Below are 14,850 nucleotides of genomic sequence, written 5' to 3' on the forward strand. Positions count from 1 at the left end.
CAAGATACGCCGACTATTTTATCGGAACCTGGTTTTGCTTTTTGGGTATGCCCCCTGCGGCGTTCAAAAAGTATATTGCGAAAAAGGTAAACTCCTTACCCGTTGCCCTGTCAATTTAAACAGGGCATTACAGACCGCCGGGGCGATAGGCGGGGTGCCGGGTTCTCCGATACCGCCGAGCGGCTCGCCGCTGTTGATAATTTCGACTTCGACATCTGGCATTTGATCAGGCCGCAAGATCGGATAGTCGTGAAAATTGCTTTGCATCACGCGGCCTTTCTCGAAAGTTATTTCCTCGCTCCAAGCTGCCGACAAGCCGTAAACAATACCGCTTTCCATTTGCATTTTAACGATGGCCGGATTCACCGCGAAACCGCAATCGACCGCACACCAGACACGGACAACCTGGATCTCACCATCGTCAAGCGCCACTTCGGCCACCTGTGCGACGATGCTACCGAACGATTCATGCAATGCAACGCCCATTGCATGTTTGATACCGTTTTCGTCTTGCCATGCCTCGGATTTCCAGTCTGCCATGCCGGCGGCGGTATCGAGCACTTTTTTGAATCGCGGTTGTTCGGTTAACAAGTTACGGCGAAATTCGACCGGGTCGGCACCTGCCGCATGGGCCATTTCATCGATGAACGACTCTTTGAAGAAGGCGTTCTGCGAATTCCCGACCGAGCGCCAGTAGCCGATCGGCAACGGCTTAACCGGCACACTGACCACATCGGCGCGCTTATTCGGTATTCCATAAGGCTGATGCGGACCGCCTTCGAAGATGCTCTCGTCGATAGTAGGGTCTTTCAGAAACTCGGGATTGAGCCGGCCCGATGGCCCTTCGCCCGCCGTTGTAATTTGAATTGCGAGCGGATTACCTTGGGCATCAAAGCCAGCCCGGTATTTAGCTGCGGTCATCGGGCGGTAATGGTCGTGTTGCGTATCTTCTTCGCGCGTCCAAATAACTTTGATCGGTCTGCCCAGATGTTTCTTGGCCAGCGTTACCGCCTGCGCCGTATAATCCATGATGAAGCGCCGTCCGAAACCGCCGCCGAGGAAAGGCGTGATCACTTCGATAGCATCCAATTTTAGGTCGGTAATTTCGGCTGCGACCTTGGCGACGAAATCGGCGCCTTGATTCGGCGCCCAAACCTTGCAATGATCCTTCGTAACCAGTGCGGTGCAGTTCATCGGCTCCATCGTTTGATGCGCAAGAAACGGCGCATGATAGACCGCCTCGATAGTGTTGGCCGCTTCGGACAAGGCTTTTCCTGCATCGCCGATATCTTCGACCCTGACTCCCGATTCGTTCAACGCGGCTTTAAGTTTTTCCAAATACGATTTCGATGAGAAATCGGCATTATCGCCTTCATCGAAAGTCACCGGTAATTGTTCTAAAGCCTTTTTGGCTCGCCAATATTGATCGGCAATCACGGCGACACCGTTCGGTATCTCCTCGACCGCAACGACGCCTGGCATTTTGAGCACTGCGTCTTGGTCGTAGGATTGGACCGAACCGCCGAATACCGGCGATTGTTTGACCGCGGCATACAGCAGTCCATCAGCCTTGATATCGATACCGAACTCGGCTTCTCCGGTGGCTTTAACCCGATTATCGGTTCGCTTGACCGGTTTACCGATCAGCCGGAAAGAAGCATCGTCTTTTAACGGCACGTCTGCGGGTATATCCAGTTTAGCCGCCAAGGGCGCCAATTCGCCGTATGTCAATTTTTTTCCGCTCTCGCGATGAATAACGACGCCCGGCTCTGTCGTACATTCGCCGGGAGCTACGCTCCAGGTGCCTGCGGCGGCTTCGATCAGCATCGCCCGAGCGGTCGCACCGGCTTTTCGCATGGTCATATAAGACGAACGTACGCTGAAACTGCCGCCGGTAAAGCGCGTCGTATTGTTGAACATGATTCGGTATTCCGGCCCATGCGGTGCCTGCACGACCTTGAGCATCGCCATGTCGGCATCCAGCTCTTCGGCCATGATGGCCGGTATCGAGGTGTAGGTCCCCTGCCCCATTTCGATGAAAGGATTTTGAAAAGTCACGACGCCATTTTCATCGATTCCGATGAAGGCATTGATCACGCCTTCGCCTTGTTCGTCAACCTTGGCGCAACCGGGCAAGGATATCCCTAACACGAATACGCCGGCACCGGCCGCGGCTGCCCCGAGAAATTGCCGGCGCGTCATCGACAGATTCGATAAAGTGCTCATGACTGCTCTCCTTGATGTTGCGCCGCTTGTTTGACCGCTTCGAATATTTGCAGATAGGTTCCGCAACGGCAATAGTTGGTCATTTTTGTCCGGATTTCATCTTCGCTCGGATTCGGATTCTCCCGCAGCAAAGCGGCAGCCGCCATGATCTGGCCGGGCTGGCAGTACCCGCATTGCGATACATCTTTATCTATCCAGGCTTGTTGCACAGGATGCAGACCGTCTTCCGATGCCAATCCTTCGATGGTTGTGATTGCTTTATCTTTGGCCGCACCGAACGGCATCATGCAAGATCGAACCAGCTCGCCATCGAGATGGATGGAACAGGCGCCGCACATCCCGATACCGCAACCGAATTTGGTTCCGGTTAAACCGGCGATATCGCGTATAGCCCACAACAAGGGCATATCGTCCTCGGCGTCTAACTCGTATTGCTTACCGTTGATCATCAAGGTCGTCATCGTTCACTCCCCGGCATCGTAATGGCCGCTTAGGTGGTCGAAATCTTCCCTGGTATCGATATCGAGTTCCGCTTCGGGTAAAGGAATTTTCTGAAGTTTATCTTCAAATTGCAACAACAGGCTCTTCGCGCCTCGGTCGCCCCGGAGGGAGCGCAACTCACCGAAAAAAGCCGACGGAAATAGCGCCGGAACGCCGACCGTATCATGATACTGACTTGCGGCAATACGAGACGGTTCAATTTGCCACTGTGTCAATAAGTTCTGCATCGCTCTGTAACCGACCAAAGGTTGATCGGATAATAACATTAATAACCCGTCGGCGCTTGTCGGCAGAGTGTTGATGCCGGCTCGAATCGACGAAGCAATACCTGTTTGCCAGTTCGGGTTAACAACTGCGATAACCTCGCCCAAATCAACCTTTTCTTGTATCGTCTCGGCTTGCGATCCCAGAACCACAATGACACGCTCATTCAGTAATGAACGAGCGTTTTCGATTGTATTGCCGAGTAAGGTTCGGCCGCGCCATTCGAGGAGTTGCTTAGGGCTACCCAGTCGGCGGGATGCGCCGGCGGCTAAAATTACTGCATATACATTCTCAAAATCAAGACTCATTGGGGATGACAATCTTTAATACCGAGTTGTCCGCCATCTCGTCCCTTCAACGCGGCGTGAATGCCGGCCATGATCGACAAGGCAATTTCCTCGGGCGTCTCGGCGCCGATGTCCAAACCGACCGGACCGAATACCTTGGCGGCAATATTCGGTGCGTCCCCGCCTAAACTATCGAGGAGTCTATCTCTGCGGTGAACAGGGCCAAGCAAACCAATGAAAGGGATTCGGCTAGCCGCTATGATTCTTAAATAGCGTTCATCATATTCGATACTATGAGTCATCAACACGAGTGCATCGAATCGATCCAATGGCAAACGCTCGTGCAAATCTTCGGGCATCGAATGGAGTAAAGCATCGATATTTGGAAATCGTTCGGGTTTAATATAACCTGGCCGATGATCGACGATCGTGACACGCCAACCAAGTGCTTTGGCGAATTGCACGACCGGAAGCGCATCGACTCCTGCTCCCAGCACCAGCAGTTGCGCTGACGGACGCATTAAGTCGAAAAACAATTTAACAGCATGACGGTCGATCAAACAGGTATCTAGAGTGGGTTTGCGCCGCCTCCAAGTTTGTTTGGCCGCCTTGGTGATCGATACGGGAGTATTGCCCTTTTGGCTAAGGTCGTCTAATTCGAACTCAGCCAGAAAAAAACTATCGCCGATTGAATAATCGGGATGGTCGGATTCATAAACGGTCGCCAAAATACCGGCCGTATGACTTTCGGATACCTCTACAATTCGGTTCAGCGGGTGAAAATCATTGTCGGCTTTCAATAATTGCAACAATACCCTTACTGCCCCATTGCAACCCAAACCGAGGCCCCAAACCGCATCGTCGGGAGAACGCATATCGTAGAATAGCGTTTTAGGATTTTCGGTTTCGAAAACCGTATGTGCCTGTTCGACCAAATCTCGCTCAAAACAACCGCCTCCCAAAAGGCCGTTTAACTCGCCATTGTCGGCAATCAGCATTCTGGCACCGGCTTTTTGATAAGTTGAACCAAGGGTTTCTATAATCGTCGCCAAAACAACATTTTCCGTGTTATTCCGTAATCGCCAATAAGCGTTGATCAAATGGTGGGGATTACAAGTCATGGCAGCGATCCTAACGGCTATTATACTGCACCATCGGCGCAATGCTTGCAGATGCCGTGAATTTCAAGCGTTTTACGTCGTGCGGTAAATCCTGCTTGCTTCAGTTCATTCGCCAAACTGTCCATGACCGGTGTCGCCGGCCTCTCTTCGATCTGCCGGCAACCTTCGCAGATCAACAGCAATAAATCGTGCTTGCCTTCAACATGATTGCAGCCGATAAATGCATTCATGCTTTCGACGCGGTGAATTAATTTCTGTTCGATCAAAAAATCCAACGCGCGATAAACGGTCGCCGGTTTTGCCGAATCGTTGAACGGCTTGATGCGGTCCAATAAATCATAAGCCTTAACAGCCTCGTGACTGTCCCAAATCAACTCAAGAACCTTATGGCGTATCGGCGTCAATTGGGCCCCTCTTTCCAAACATAGTTTTTCCGCTTTCTCCAAGGCCTCCAGCTTACAGGCTTTATGATCATGGTTAAAGGTGTCGGCACAGGCCTGTTTTGAATCGTCGGTTTGAGACATGAATTAACTCCGATATTTTGGGGGAATTATACATTATCATTCCAGTCTTTGGGGCACCGCAGTGAGAACAACAGCAATTCCCAATTTGGGGATCAAACAGGGTGTGGGTTATGCTTGGCGAGGATGTCGGCAGCAGGGGCCGATTTTTGCTCCTCGGCAATTGCTGAGTTACATGGATGTAATGAATGCAGAAAATGCAGGAGCATTTTTCTGCCCTGCATCGCCTAAAGCGCCTACTGTTGGTGCCCTAATACACGCCATCCTTGGCGCTTAGCTGCCGTCAAGCCCCCATGGATGAGTTCACGGCGTTCCTCGACAGGGATACCCCACCCCCTAAATCCAGCGAGAATGCTCAAACTGGGAATTGCTGGTGAGAACAAGCTTTAACGATAGTATCGATATGAACTATAGTAGTTCTAAAATGCCGCGACTCCTTAGATTGGCGCATAATATAAAAATCTAACTCCGATATGAGACTCATCCATGTTTGAAATTGCCGAGCTGGGGCATACCCTAAAAAAATCAGAATACAACGAACAAATTCCGGAACTCAGAACCCAGTTGCTGCTGCTGCAACAAGAACTCGGCGCTTGCGATTTTCCTGTCATTATTCTTATTTCCGGGGTAGGCGGCGGCGGCAAGGGTCAAGTCATTAATTTACTGAACGAATGGCTGGATGCGCGCTACATGGAAACTTTCGCCTTCGACGAACCCAGCGATGAGGAAAAAGAGCGTCCTAAATATTGGCGCTATTGGCGTTCTCTGCCGCCTAAGGGAAGAATAGGCATCTATGTCGGATCTTGGTATAGCGACCCGATATCGCACCGAGTCTACGGAGACATTGATGACAGTCAATTATCGGTGGAACTCAAGCACATCAACGAAATGGAACAGTTACTGATAGACGACGGCGCGCTAATCATTAAATGTTGGCTGCATTTGAAAAAAGAAACTCAAAAAAAACGTCTCAAAGAACTTGAAAAAGATCCGGAAACCAGTTGGCAAGTTACCGAGCGAGATAAAAAGCACTTGAAACTGTATGATGAGTTCGTAGAAATCGCCGAAAATGTATTGACAACAACCAGCACAGGAATCTCGCCTTGGCTAGTTGTCGAAGGAACCGATATTCGTTACAGCAGCTTGACAGTTGGACAGCATGTTTTGCATAGAATCCGTCAACATATCGACAGCCGAAATGGAAAATCGGAAAACATAAACGGCATCTCTTTCGTCAATATCAACCAGCAAAGCTTACTGGACACGTTGGATTTATCGCTCGAACTCGACAAAAAAGACTACAGCGATCAATTGCTGCACTACCAGGGTAAATTGAATAAATTAGTCAGAATGGCACGAGAACAAAAGCGTTCAACAATCCTGGTTTTCGAAGGCTGGGACGCCGGCGGCAAGGGGGGAGCCATTCGGCGCATTACATCGGCAATCGACGCGAGAAGCTACCGCGTTATTCAAACCGCCGCGCCGACTGACGAGGAAGCCGCGCATCATTATCTATGGCGATTCTGGCGGCATATTCCTAGAGCGGGTAAGGTCACTATTTACGACAGAAGCTGGTATGGGCGTGTTTTGGTCGAACGCGTGGAAGGCTTTGCAACTGACAAGGAATGGATGCGCAGCTATTCAGAAATCGTCAATTTCGAGGAAGCATTGATCGAACATGGCATTCTCTTATTGAAGTTTTGGCTGCACATCGATAAAGACGAGCAACTTAAGCGTTTCAAAGCCCGCGAGCAAATCAGTTACAAAAAACATAAAATCACCGAGGACGATTACCGTAACCGGGAAAAATGGGATGATTATAAAATCGCGGTCAACGAAATGATAGCACGAACAAGCACCCGCGCCGCTCCTTGGCTAATGGTCGAAGCGAACGACAAACGCTATGCGCGGATCAAAATCTTGAAAACCGTTTGCGAGAAATTGGAAGCGATTCTGGAACCTGGGAAATAATCGGTTCGGCACGAAGCGCTTCGCTGATACCTGCGTGCGCTTCATAACTTAAAGATGCCCGGTTTTTATCGGTCATTTCGAGAACGGGCAATATTTTGACGCGGACCTCTATCTTTCCGAGTTTCAGCATTTTCAACAAATGCGGTATAAATTCGTCATGGCCGATGAATGGAGCTAAAAACTTTGCCTCCCCTTCGTACCGGATAGCTACAGGTTGGATCGCCGAACGCGTCAGCAAAGCCGGCTGCAGCAAAGACGAATGAAACGGCAAAACTTGTGATCCATCCGAAGTAGTACCTTCCGGGAATGCAAAGACCTTGCTGTTTTGTTTTAATAACCAACTCATTTGTTCGGACGTGGTATGAATCTCCTTCTTATCTCCTCGCCGAACGAAGATTGTCCCGGCCTCTTTCGACAAATAACCGATGACGGGCCAATCGAGAATATCGTTTTTGGCGACAAAATATCCCGGTAAATGTTGACCCAAAGCGATGATATCGAGCCAGGATACATGATTACTAACGACTAAAACCGGCCCATCGGCTGCCCGTCCTTCGATAATGACTTCGAGGTTTAAGACCCGCTTGAAGACTTTGAGCCAACCCAGTTTGATCCGGTTGATCCTTTCGCGAGCTTTAATCGGCCGGCTTGATCGGTTAATAACCGGAAACACGCCGAGAACGATCAAGAAACCGGATAAGAACAGTAACAAAATCAGTTTTACTTTATAAAGCTGGCGAAAAGCTGCGATCATCGGTAAATAAATGGGGTTTTAAATAATGTTTCGAATAGCGGTCTTCCAGTTGCGCCAACGGCAACAGGATAAACAAATCCATGACGTTGAAATCTTCGTCCCAAAACGGGCGACCGCAAATTTGCACGCCGAAGCGTAAATATGCTTTCAATAAAGGCGGAATCCCCGACTCGTCGCGTTCGCAGCGTAAATGTTCAGGCACTTCGATTAAGGGCACTACCGACAACGCGTCTGAAGCCTTGTTTTTTGAATCGATCGCTCGGTAAACCGCATCGACCGCATAACCGCTCGGCCCGGGCGAAATACTCGCGCACCCGATCAAATAATGGTAATCGCCTAACTGCGCATAGTTTACTAACGCCGACCAGAGCGTGGTTAATACCGCACTGCCCCGGTATTTCGGGTCGACGCAGGTACGCCCTATTTCGAGAAAGCGCCCAGGTAAAGCCAGCACTCGGTCCAGATTAAATTCTTTTTGCGAATAAAAATATCCCAATTTGCGGGCTTGTTCTTGATTTAGTAAGCGTGTATAGCCTACAATTTTTTCATTAGTCGTATCGACTACGACCAGATGATCGCAAAAATGGTCGATTTCGTCATAATCTAAGCCTTCTTTGTCGGTTTTGAGTCTCGCCCCCATTTCCTTGGCGAAAACCTGAAATCGAAGACGCTGCGCTTGTTCGATCAAAGCCTGATCGTGTGTGACAAAACAATCCAGTCGGCGTGTAGGACTAACTCTTATCTGTGTGTCGATTAATTTCATAATGTTGGCTGCAAATGCTTTACTTATCGATTAAGATAAATAAGAAATATTTCAATTTCGCGTCGTTTCTATGAAAAATTGGTGACAGAAGTAAATCTTTCGCTCATGTTAGGATCAAACACTCTCTTCACGGATCACGCTGATAGACCCTGACTAAAATCAAAATGCTTGCGGCTTGTTCAGATGGGCATCGCGTCATAATAGCCATGAAATAATTGATACCTTTCGCACTTAATTTTAAGGAAGCTCGGTAAATCGCCCGACAAAACACCGCCGACACATGTTAATCGTGTCGCCGAACCCCTTGCGAAATTTGAATAAGTTATTTCCTATTCGTTCCTAAAGCGCTCTATCCTAAAAAAATCAGTTGGAGCGCTTGGAATTCGTTATTGCTTAGCTCTTCGGCTGCGCTCAGGAGAGCTTTGTCGAAACAAGAGCGATCTCCAATCGCCTCCATTGGCTGAGTAGTCTTAATCCCGATCACCCTTTCGACAAGACTCAGGTCAATCGGGATTAAGAATGCTCAATTGATTTTTTAGCTTTATTCAACACTTAAATTCTATGGGTCATTAATATCCTTTAGCAATTTACTCTGGCTGAATAGTCTAACGAATTAGCTACGCACCATAGGTCCGAAATGCATTGCACTTATTTATCAAATCCACGTCATTTTGAAAATATCACTCCAGCCGTTAGATACTTTGCAACTTTTTCCTGAAAATTATGGCAACCAATAAAGTTTACGACTTAAGAGCGCATGGATGGTCGACTAGAAAAAAAGTCGTTTTCATTATCGGCCTATTCGGACTTATTTCGGCATCCCTAGTCGGCATGATTTACTGGAACGGCAATGTCTTTGAGGGAGTTCGTTCTTATGTGAGAGGAGAAGGTCTCTGGGCCAAAGCGCAAAAAGATGCGGTTTTTTACTTGACTCAATATTCCTACAATCATGCCGAGGCGGATTACCTAGCTTATTTGGAAGCCCTCGAAATCATCAGCGGCGATAGCAAAGCTAGAACGGCTTTATTTCAATTTCCACCCGACAAACAAGCAGCAAGAGAAGGTTTTCTTCAGGGACAAAACCACCCGGACGACATCGATACGATGATCCATTTTTTTATACAATTTCACCGCATTTCCTATATGCGCGAAGCAATCGATATATGGCAGTCCGCCGATAAAAAAATCGATGCATTGAACGTAATCGGCGAACAAATACGAAACGAAATGACCGGCTCGCGTCGCGACAGCGAAAAAATTGCCGACTTAAGGCGGCGCATACGGCAGCTCAATAATGAGCTTCATGAGCTAGAAAACCAATTTTCGCTTAAATTAAGCGAAGGTGCCCGATGGGTTAAACTCATTACATGGCAAATTAGCGTGCTGATATTAACCATCTTTGTCGGTATGGGACTGCTAGTCAGCCGGCAAATTATAAAGAGCATCGAAAAATTCGAAAAACAACTGGCTCTCAGTGAATCGCGTTTTCGAAGCCTGAAGGAATCCAATACAATCGGTATTATTTCATGGCGCCTCGATGGTATGATCGACGAAGCGAACGACCTTTTTTTAAACATGCTGGGTTTTGTCCAAGCCGATATTGAAAAAGAAGCGGTCAATTGGCGAGATATTACTCCAACTGAGTTTCATGCCAAGGATCAACAGGCTATCAACGAGCTTTTAATGCATGGCCGATGCGAGCCTTATGAAAAAGCGCTGATCCATAAACAAGGATATTGGGTACCTGTATATATCGGCGCGGCATTGCTTAGCAGTAATCGTGAACAAGGTATTGCTTATGTAATGGATCTAAGCGAACGCAAAAAGGCTGAACAACAATTAAAACTTTCGGCCACGGTTTTTGACTTCAGTAGCGAAGGCATTATGATTACCGACCCATCGTTACGCATCGTATCGGTCAATCAAACATTGTGTAAAATGACCGGCTACGATCAAGAAGAATTATTGGGTAAGCCGCCTTCGATCTTGCAATCGGGCTATATATCGACCGAACAATACAAATATATGTGGGATTCTCTAAATCAAAACGGTCAATGGCAAGGCGACATTGTCGATCGTACTAAAAATGGTGCATTATTACCGATGCGAATCAGCATTAGCCAAGTTAAAGACAGTGACAATCAAATCACACATTATGTGGCAATACTGTCGGATATTTCGGAACGCAAGGCCGAAGAAGAGCATCTCCGTCATATCGCTCATCATGACCCATTGACCGATTTACCCAATCGAATTTTGTTTAACGACCGGTTAGAAAGGGCCATAAAGAAAGCCGCGCGAAACAATACCAAGTTGGGCATTTTGTTTTTGGATTTAGACAAATTCAAACCGGTTAACGATTTGTTCGGTCATAAGACCGGAGATCGCCTATTGCAGAGCGTGGCTCACCGAATCGTACGGAGTGTTCGAGAAACGGACACCGTCACTCGATTAGGTGGCGATGAATTCGCGATATTACTCGAGGATGTGACCGATTCGGAAATGGTCGATAAAATTCTTAAACATACGGTCGATGTCATCAGCAAAACCTATTTTATCGATGACCGTATGATCGATATTGGCGTCAGCGCCGGAATGAGCATTTATCCCAACGATGGCACCGACATTAAAACACTACTGGACCGCGCCGATAAAGCCATGTACGAAAATAAAAAAAACGGCAACGGCAGCTAATATCAACCCTTGATATGCCCAACGTAGATCAAAATTCGATAGTTTAACCATGAAAGACATTAAGTTTATGAAGGTACTCAACAACGGCTTCGTCCAACAAGTTATTGAGTTAACTTCATATTCTTCATGAGCTTCATGGAGAAATACTTTTTCTAGGTTAATCCCTGTGAGCCGAGTTTATTTACGTTTTTACGAAGAATTAAACGATTTTTTACCGATCGAGCGGCGTAAAGTCGAATTTGAACATACGCTTAATCGTAGAACTTCGATCAAAGACTTAATCGAATCCTTAGGTATTCCGCACACCGAGGTCGAAATTATTTTGGCCAATGGCCGTTCGGTCGATTTTAATTATATTGTTCAAGAGAATGATCGAATTAGCGTCTATCCGATATTCGAAAGTTTCGATATCACGCCACTATTGCGCCTGCGCCCTAAACCGTTACGAAACCCTCGCTTCATTCTCGATACTAATCTTGGGCGGCTTGCGCGCTATTTACGTTTATTAGGCTTTGACTGTTTGTACCGAAACGATTACGAGGATGGCGATGTTGCCGAGATAGCGAGTCAGCAGCATCGAATCGTTTTGACTCGGGATCGCTTTTTATTAAGACGGAAAATAATTACTCACGGTTACTTCGTGCGCTCGGTTCATCCTAGAGAGCAAGTAAAAGAAGTCCTGCAACGTTTGGATTTATACCGGTCTATAGCACCTTTTACACGCTGTTCACGTTGCAACGGTACGTTGATAAAAACAAGCAAAGACGCCGTCATCGATCGACTAGAGCCTTTAACTAAGCTTTATTACAACGACTTTCGGATTTGCCTCAGTTGCAATCAAATTTATTGGTCCGGCAGCCACCAAGATCGTGCCAGGCAATTAATTAGCGAATTGACCTCTCAAAACGATCAAAGGACGAAAAATTGAGCTTAGGAACGAGCATGATTTTCAACTCACGCGACAACTACGTTGACAGTATGCTGTTACCCAAGCTCCAGCTTGAGTAACCTGTTCAGGAAGCTCTAGCTTCTCGACAATCAAGGAAGATTAAGAATGTGCAGAGGTTGTGTCGGTCTCAGGAAGTTGGAGCTTCCAGGGTGTCTTTCCCAAGCCGGAGCTTGGGAAAGAGCGTGAAAATTGAGCTTAGAGTTCGATCATAAATAATCTCCCTATTTTTAGTGCAAGGTAGGCAGGTGTCGACTGCAGGAAAAGCAGCCGTCAACCCTCCATGGATGGGTTAACCCAGCACCTAAATTCCATAGCCCATTGGCTATGATTAACTATCTTGGATAATGAGTAGAAGCGACCCAAGAATTCAATGTATCCGCAATTATGCCTCACTACACCTTAGCTCAAACGGATCTTATTATCATTCTGGTTTATTTCTGTATCGTACTGGCAATTGGTATCAAGGTAGGAACAGAAGCCAAAGGCACGGAAGATTATTTTCTAGCCGGACGATCGATGACCTGGCCTTTCGTCGGCATTTCATTGTTTGCGTCCAATATTTCCAGCACCACGTTGGTGGGATTGTCCGGCGATGCTTATGCAACCGGTATTTCAGTCTTCAACTATGAATGGATGGCTGCGGTGGTCTTGGTATTTTACGCGGTTTTCTTTTTGCCGATGGTGCTACAGGCAAAAGTCTACACGATGCCCGAGTTTTTACAGAGACGCTACGACGCTCGATCACGTTATTTTTTTTCGGGCTTAACTTTAGTGGGCAATATTCTAATCGATACCGCCGGTGCCCTCTATGCAGGCGGTATTTTGCTAAAAATGATTTTCCCCGACATTCCTCTGTGGCAATCGATTTTAGTCTTGGCTTTATTGGCCGGAGCTTATACCGTAGCGGGCGGTTTAAAAGCGGTTATCTATACCGATGCAATACAAACAATACTAATTCTTATCGGCGCTATTGTCGTTTCAATGCTTGCTTATCGAAAAATCGACGGGTGGCAAGCAGTGACTGCCGTTACGCCGGAAAACATGCTCAGTTTGATACAGCCAGCCGATGACACTACTTTACCTTGGACAGGGTTGGTTTTAGGCGTGCCGATTCTCGGTTTTTATTTTTGGTGTACCAATCAATTCATGGCGCAAAGAATTCTTAGCGCCAAAAATATACAGCATGGCCGCTATGGGACATTGCTGGCTGCTTTATTGAAGTTACCGGTGTTGTTCATCATGGTATTACCGGGGAGTATGGCTCGCGTGCTTTACCCCGACCTTCCGAACCCCGATCAAGTTTATCCGACCTTGTTGTTCGACTTACTACCTACAGGACTCTTAGGGCTTGTTGTGGCAGGGACTCTCGCCGCTCTGATGTCCAGTATAGACTCTACGCTCAACTCCGCATCCACCCTGGTAACCATGGACTTTATTCGCCAAATTCGTCCCCAGTGGTCCGATCGAACCCTAATGTGGACCGGGCGGCTAACTGCATTTATCTTCATGGTTTTAGCGGCGGCTTGGGCGCCTTATATTGAAAATTTCAGCTCATTATTCCAATATTTGCAAAACATCTTAGCCTATATCGCACCGCCCGTCGTCGCAGTCTTCATCTTGGGCATTTTCTGGCGCGGAGCAACGGCAACTGCGGCGTTTTATACTTTTATTGTCAGCCTAGGCATCTCGTTTTATTTAATAATTAGTCCAATCGATATGCATTTTCTTCATGTCGCTTTCATGCTCTTTGTCATCTGTATGATTATCATGTTCACAATCAGCATGTTGACGGAAGCGCCAAAATTGCCGCGTATCGCACCTTATCTTTGGAAGATTCGCAGGTTCCAAGAAGAATCGGTTGAATTAAAGTTTCTGCCGTGGTATCAAAATTACCGGATACTCGCCGCTCTGTTATTAGTATTGACTATCACTTTGGTTATCGTGTGGCGGTAAGTTATGTTTTCGGCTTTTATAACAAAGCTATTTTATTCGACGCTTACGTGGAAGTAAGCGCTAGACTGCGCCAGGAACCAAAAGTCATGCATGCTTCTAAAACTCGGCCTGACCGGATATAAGTTTTTTCTGATGTCGCCTGACCCGCCGCATGACTCCTCGCGCGGTAAGTGCCAGTGGACTATCCGTCGCGACATCTGCTTCGCTCAAAGCCTCCATGGTCCAAGTATTGCAGTTATTGAAAATATGATAGGAACTGGTTGCGCTGTAAAAACGGCTATAAGCATACAAGCCTCGCCCTAAATTGATTAAATCGCCCTGCCCGTCTCTTACGAACGACTGATTGATAAAACCCAACATTGCGACCAACTGGCTTTTTGACAACAAGATGCGTTCGATGTCACTGCGCCGAAAATAATGCTCCGGATGGTGCCGAAGCCCAGCGACATGCATGACTGACTCGGTCGGGAAAAACAACGCCTTTATAGCCAACCACAACGAAAACGACTCGGCCTGATAAAAAGCGCGATCGCCCCAACCGAACTCGATAAAACCGATTTCATTTAAATCGAACGCCAGTCCGGAAACGCTGTCTGCAGCCGTTCGAGCGTCAACCACGATACCGGTATGCAAACCGTGATCGATGACATAAACAATCATTTGTTCGGCGCCTTTTGCATAAAGCGCCGATGGCGAAGAACCGCAGCCGCTGCATAAAAAGCAGGCCATCCAAAAAACGATCGGTCTGATAAGCATCTCGGTACACTCGTCGATTCAACAAGGTATACCCATATATGGACTCCTCGTTTATTGCAAGCCTAGTTTTCAAAAATTGATGTCAAAACA

The 14,850-nt window shown here is 47.3% G+C and carries 12 protein-coding genes; 4 read left to right on the forward strand and 8 right to left on the reverse strand.

What is annotated here, in order from left to right:
- Window positions 1-63: 63 nt before the first annotated feature.
- Genes ACRJJO_RS11680 through ACRJJO_RS11700 form a run of 5 tightly spaced genes read right to left on the reverse strand, consistent with a single transcriptional unit; the run spans window position 64 to window position 4,923 of the window.
- Window positions 64-2,226, reverse strand: coding sequence for a molybdopterin cofactor-binding domain-containing protein (locus ACRJJO_RS11680; protein WP_431065911.1), 2,163 nt, complete (start codon window positions 2,224-2,226; stop codon window positions 64-66).
- Window positions 2,223-2,687, reverse strand: coding sequence for a (2Fe-2S)-binding protein (locus ACRJJO_RS11685; RefSeq protein WP_431065912.1), 465 nt, complete (start codon window positions 2,685-2,687; stop codon window positions 2,223-2,225). The genes ACRJJO_RS11680 and ACRJJO_RS11685 overlap by 4 nt, the downstream gene beginning before the upstream one ends.
- Window positions 2,688-2,690: 3 nt before the next feature.
- Window positions 2,691-3,299: a nucleotidyltransferase family protein gene (locus ACRJJO_RS11690; protein WP_431065913.1), complete on the reverse strand. Its 609-nt coding sequence runs from the start codon at window positions 3,297-3,299 to the stop codon at window positions 2,691-2,693.
- A complete protein-coding gene (locus ACRJJO_RS11695) occupies window positions 3,296-4,399 on the reverse strand; it encodes an XdhC family protein (protein ID WP_431065914.1) in 1,104 nt (367 codons plus the stop codon). The genes ACRJJO_RS11690 and ACRJJO_RS11695 overlap by 4 nt, the downstream gene beginning before the upstream one ends.
- Before the next feature lie 20 nt (window positions 4,400-4,419).
- A complete protein-coding gene (locus ACRJJO_RS11700) occupies window positions 4,420-4,923 on the reverse strand; it encodes a transcriptional repressor (RefSeq protein ID WP_431065915.1) in 504 nt (167 codons plus the stop codon).
- 483 nt (window positions 4,924-5,406) lie between these two features.
- Between ACRJJO_RS11700 and pap the strand changes: the two genes are divergently transcribed.
- Entirely contained in the window at window positions 5,407-6,891 is a 1,485-nt protein-coding gene (gene pap / locus ACRJJO_RS11705) for a polyphosphate:AMP phosphotransferase (protein WP_431065916.1), read from the forward strand.
- Here the strand turns inward: pap and ACRJJO_RS11710 are convergent.
- Window positions 6,833-7,645, reverse strand: coding sequence for a lysophospholipid acyltransferase family protein (locus ACRJJO_RS11710; RefSeq protein WP_431065917.1), 813 nt, complete (start codon window positions 7,643-7,645; stop codon window positions 6,833-6,835). The genes pap and ACRJJO_RS11710 overlap by 59 nt on opposite strands.
- The gene (locus ACRJJO_RS11715; protein WP_431065918.1) at window positions 7,617-8,408 is read right to left on the reverse strand and encodes a GNAT family N-acetyltransferase; all 792 of its coding nucleotides are present in this window, start codon (window positions 8,406-8,408) and stop codon (window positions 7,617-7,619) included. The genes ACRJJO_RS11710 and ACRJJO_RS11715 overlap by 29 nt, the downstream gene beginning before the upstream one ends.
- A gap of 723 nt (window positions 8,409-9,131) precedes the next feature.
- Here ACRJJO_RS11715 and ACRJJO_RS11720 point away from each other — a divergent pair.
- The 3 genes from ACRJJO_RS11720 to ACRJJO_RS11730 all read left to right on the forward strand — a co-directional run bounded on the left by ACRJJO_RS11720 (window position 9,132) and on the right by ACRJJO_RS11730 (window position 14,004).
- A complete protein-coding gene (locus ACRJJO_RS11720) occupies window positions 9,132-11,102 on the forward strand; it encodes a diguanylate cyclase domain-containing protein (protein ID WP_431065919.1) in 1,971 nt (656 codons plus the stop codon).
- Between the two features lie 166 nt (window positions 11,103-11,268).
- Window positions 11,269-12,030: a Mut7-C RNAse domain-containing protein gene (locus ACRJJO_RS11725; protein ID WP_431065920.1), complete on the forward strand. Its 762-nt coding sequence runs from the start codon at window positions 11,269-11,271 to the stop codon at window positions 12,028-12,030.
- Between the two features lie 405 nt (window positions 12,031-12,435).
- Window positions 12,436-14,004, forward strand: coding sequence for a sodium:solute symporter (locus ACRJJO_RS11730; protein WP_431065921.1), 1,569 nt, complete (start codon window positions 12,436-12,438; stop codon window positions 14,002-14,004).
- Between the two features lie 96 nt (window positions 14,005-14,100).
- On the opposite strand, the gene ACRJJO_RS11735 is transcribed toward ACRJJO_RS11730, so the two are convergent.
- Window positions 14,101-14,760 (reverse strand): DUF2459 domain-containing protein, encoded by a 660-nt coding sequence (locus ACRJJO_RS11735; protein ID WP_431065922.1) that lies wholly within the window; start codon window positions 14,758-14,760, stop codon window positions 14,101-14,103.
- Window positions 14,761-14,850 lie beyond the last annotated feature (90 nt).

Origin of the sequence: Methylotuvimicrobium sp., assembly GCF_050611805.1 — a bacterium.
Classification (GTDB): domain Bacteria; phylum Pseudomonadota; class Gammaproteobacteria; order Methylococcales; family Methylomonadaceae; genus Methylotuvimicrobium.

What these genes read in the sequence shown, in the direction of transcription:
- ACRJJO_RS11680 (WP_431065911.1), bottom strand. Translation starts at nt 2,226, where the DNA reads ATGAGCACTTTATCGAATCTGTCGATGACGCGCCGGCAATTTCTCGGG.
- ACRJJO_RS11685 (WP_431065912.1), bottom strand. Translation starts at nt 2,687, where the DNA reads ATGACGACCTTGATGATCAACGGTAAGCAATACGAGTTAGACGCCGAG.
- ACRJJO_RS11690 (WP_431065913.1), bottom strand. Translation starts at nt 3,299, where the DNA reads ATGAGTCTTGATTTTGAGAATGTATATGCAGTAATTTTAGCCGCCGGC.
- ACRJJO_RS11695 (WP_431065914.1), bottom strand. Translation starts at nt 4,399, where the DNA reads ATGACTTGTAATCCCCACCATTTGATCAACGCTTATTGGCGATTACGG.
- ACRJJO_RS11700 (WP_431065915.1), bottom strand. Translation starts at nt 4,923, where the DNA reads ATGTCTCAAACCGACGATTCAAAACAGGCCTGTGCCGACACCTTTAAC.
- pap (WP_431065916.1), top strand. Translation starts at nt 5,407, where the DNA reads ATGTTTGAAATTGCCGAGCTGGGGCATACCCTAAAAAAATCAGAATAC.
- ACRJJO_RS11710 (WP_431065917.1), bottom strand. Translation starts at nt 7,645, where the DNA reads ATGATCGCAGCTTTTCGCCAGCTTTATAAAGTAAAACTGATTTTGTTA.
- ACRJJO_RS11715 (WP_431065918.1), bottom strand. Translation starts at nt 8,408, where the DNA reads ATGAAATTAATCGACACACAGATAAGAGTTAGTCCTACACGCCGACTG.
- ACRJJO_RS11720 (WP_431065919.1), top strand. Translation starts at nt 9,132, where the DNA reads ATGGCAACCAATAAAGTTTACGACTTAAGAGCGCATGGATGGTCGACT.
- ACRJJO_RS11730 (WP_431065921.1), top strand. Translation starts at nt 12,436, where the DNA reads ATGCCTCACTACACCTTAGCTCAAACGGATCTTATTATCATTCTGGTT.
- ACRJJO_RS11735 (WP_431065922.1), bottom strand. Translation starts at nt 14,760, where the DNA reads ATGCTTATCAGACCGATCGTTTTTTGGATGGCCTGCTTTTTATGCAGC.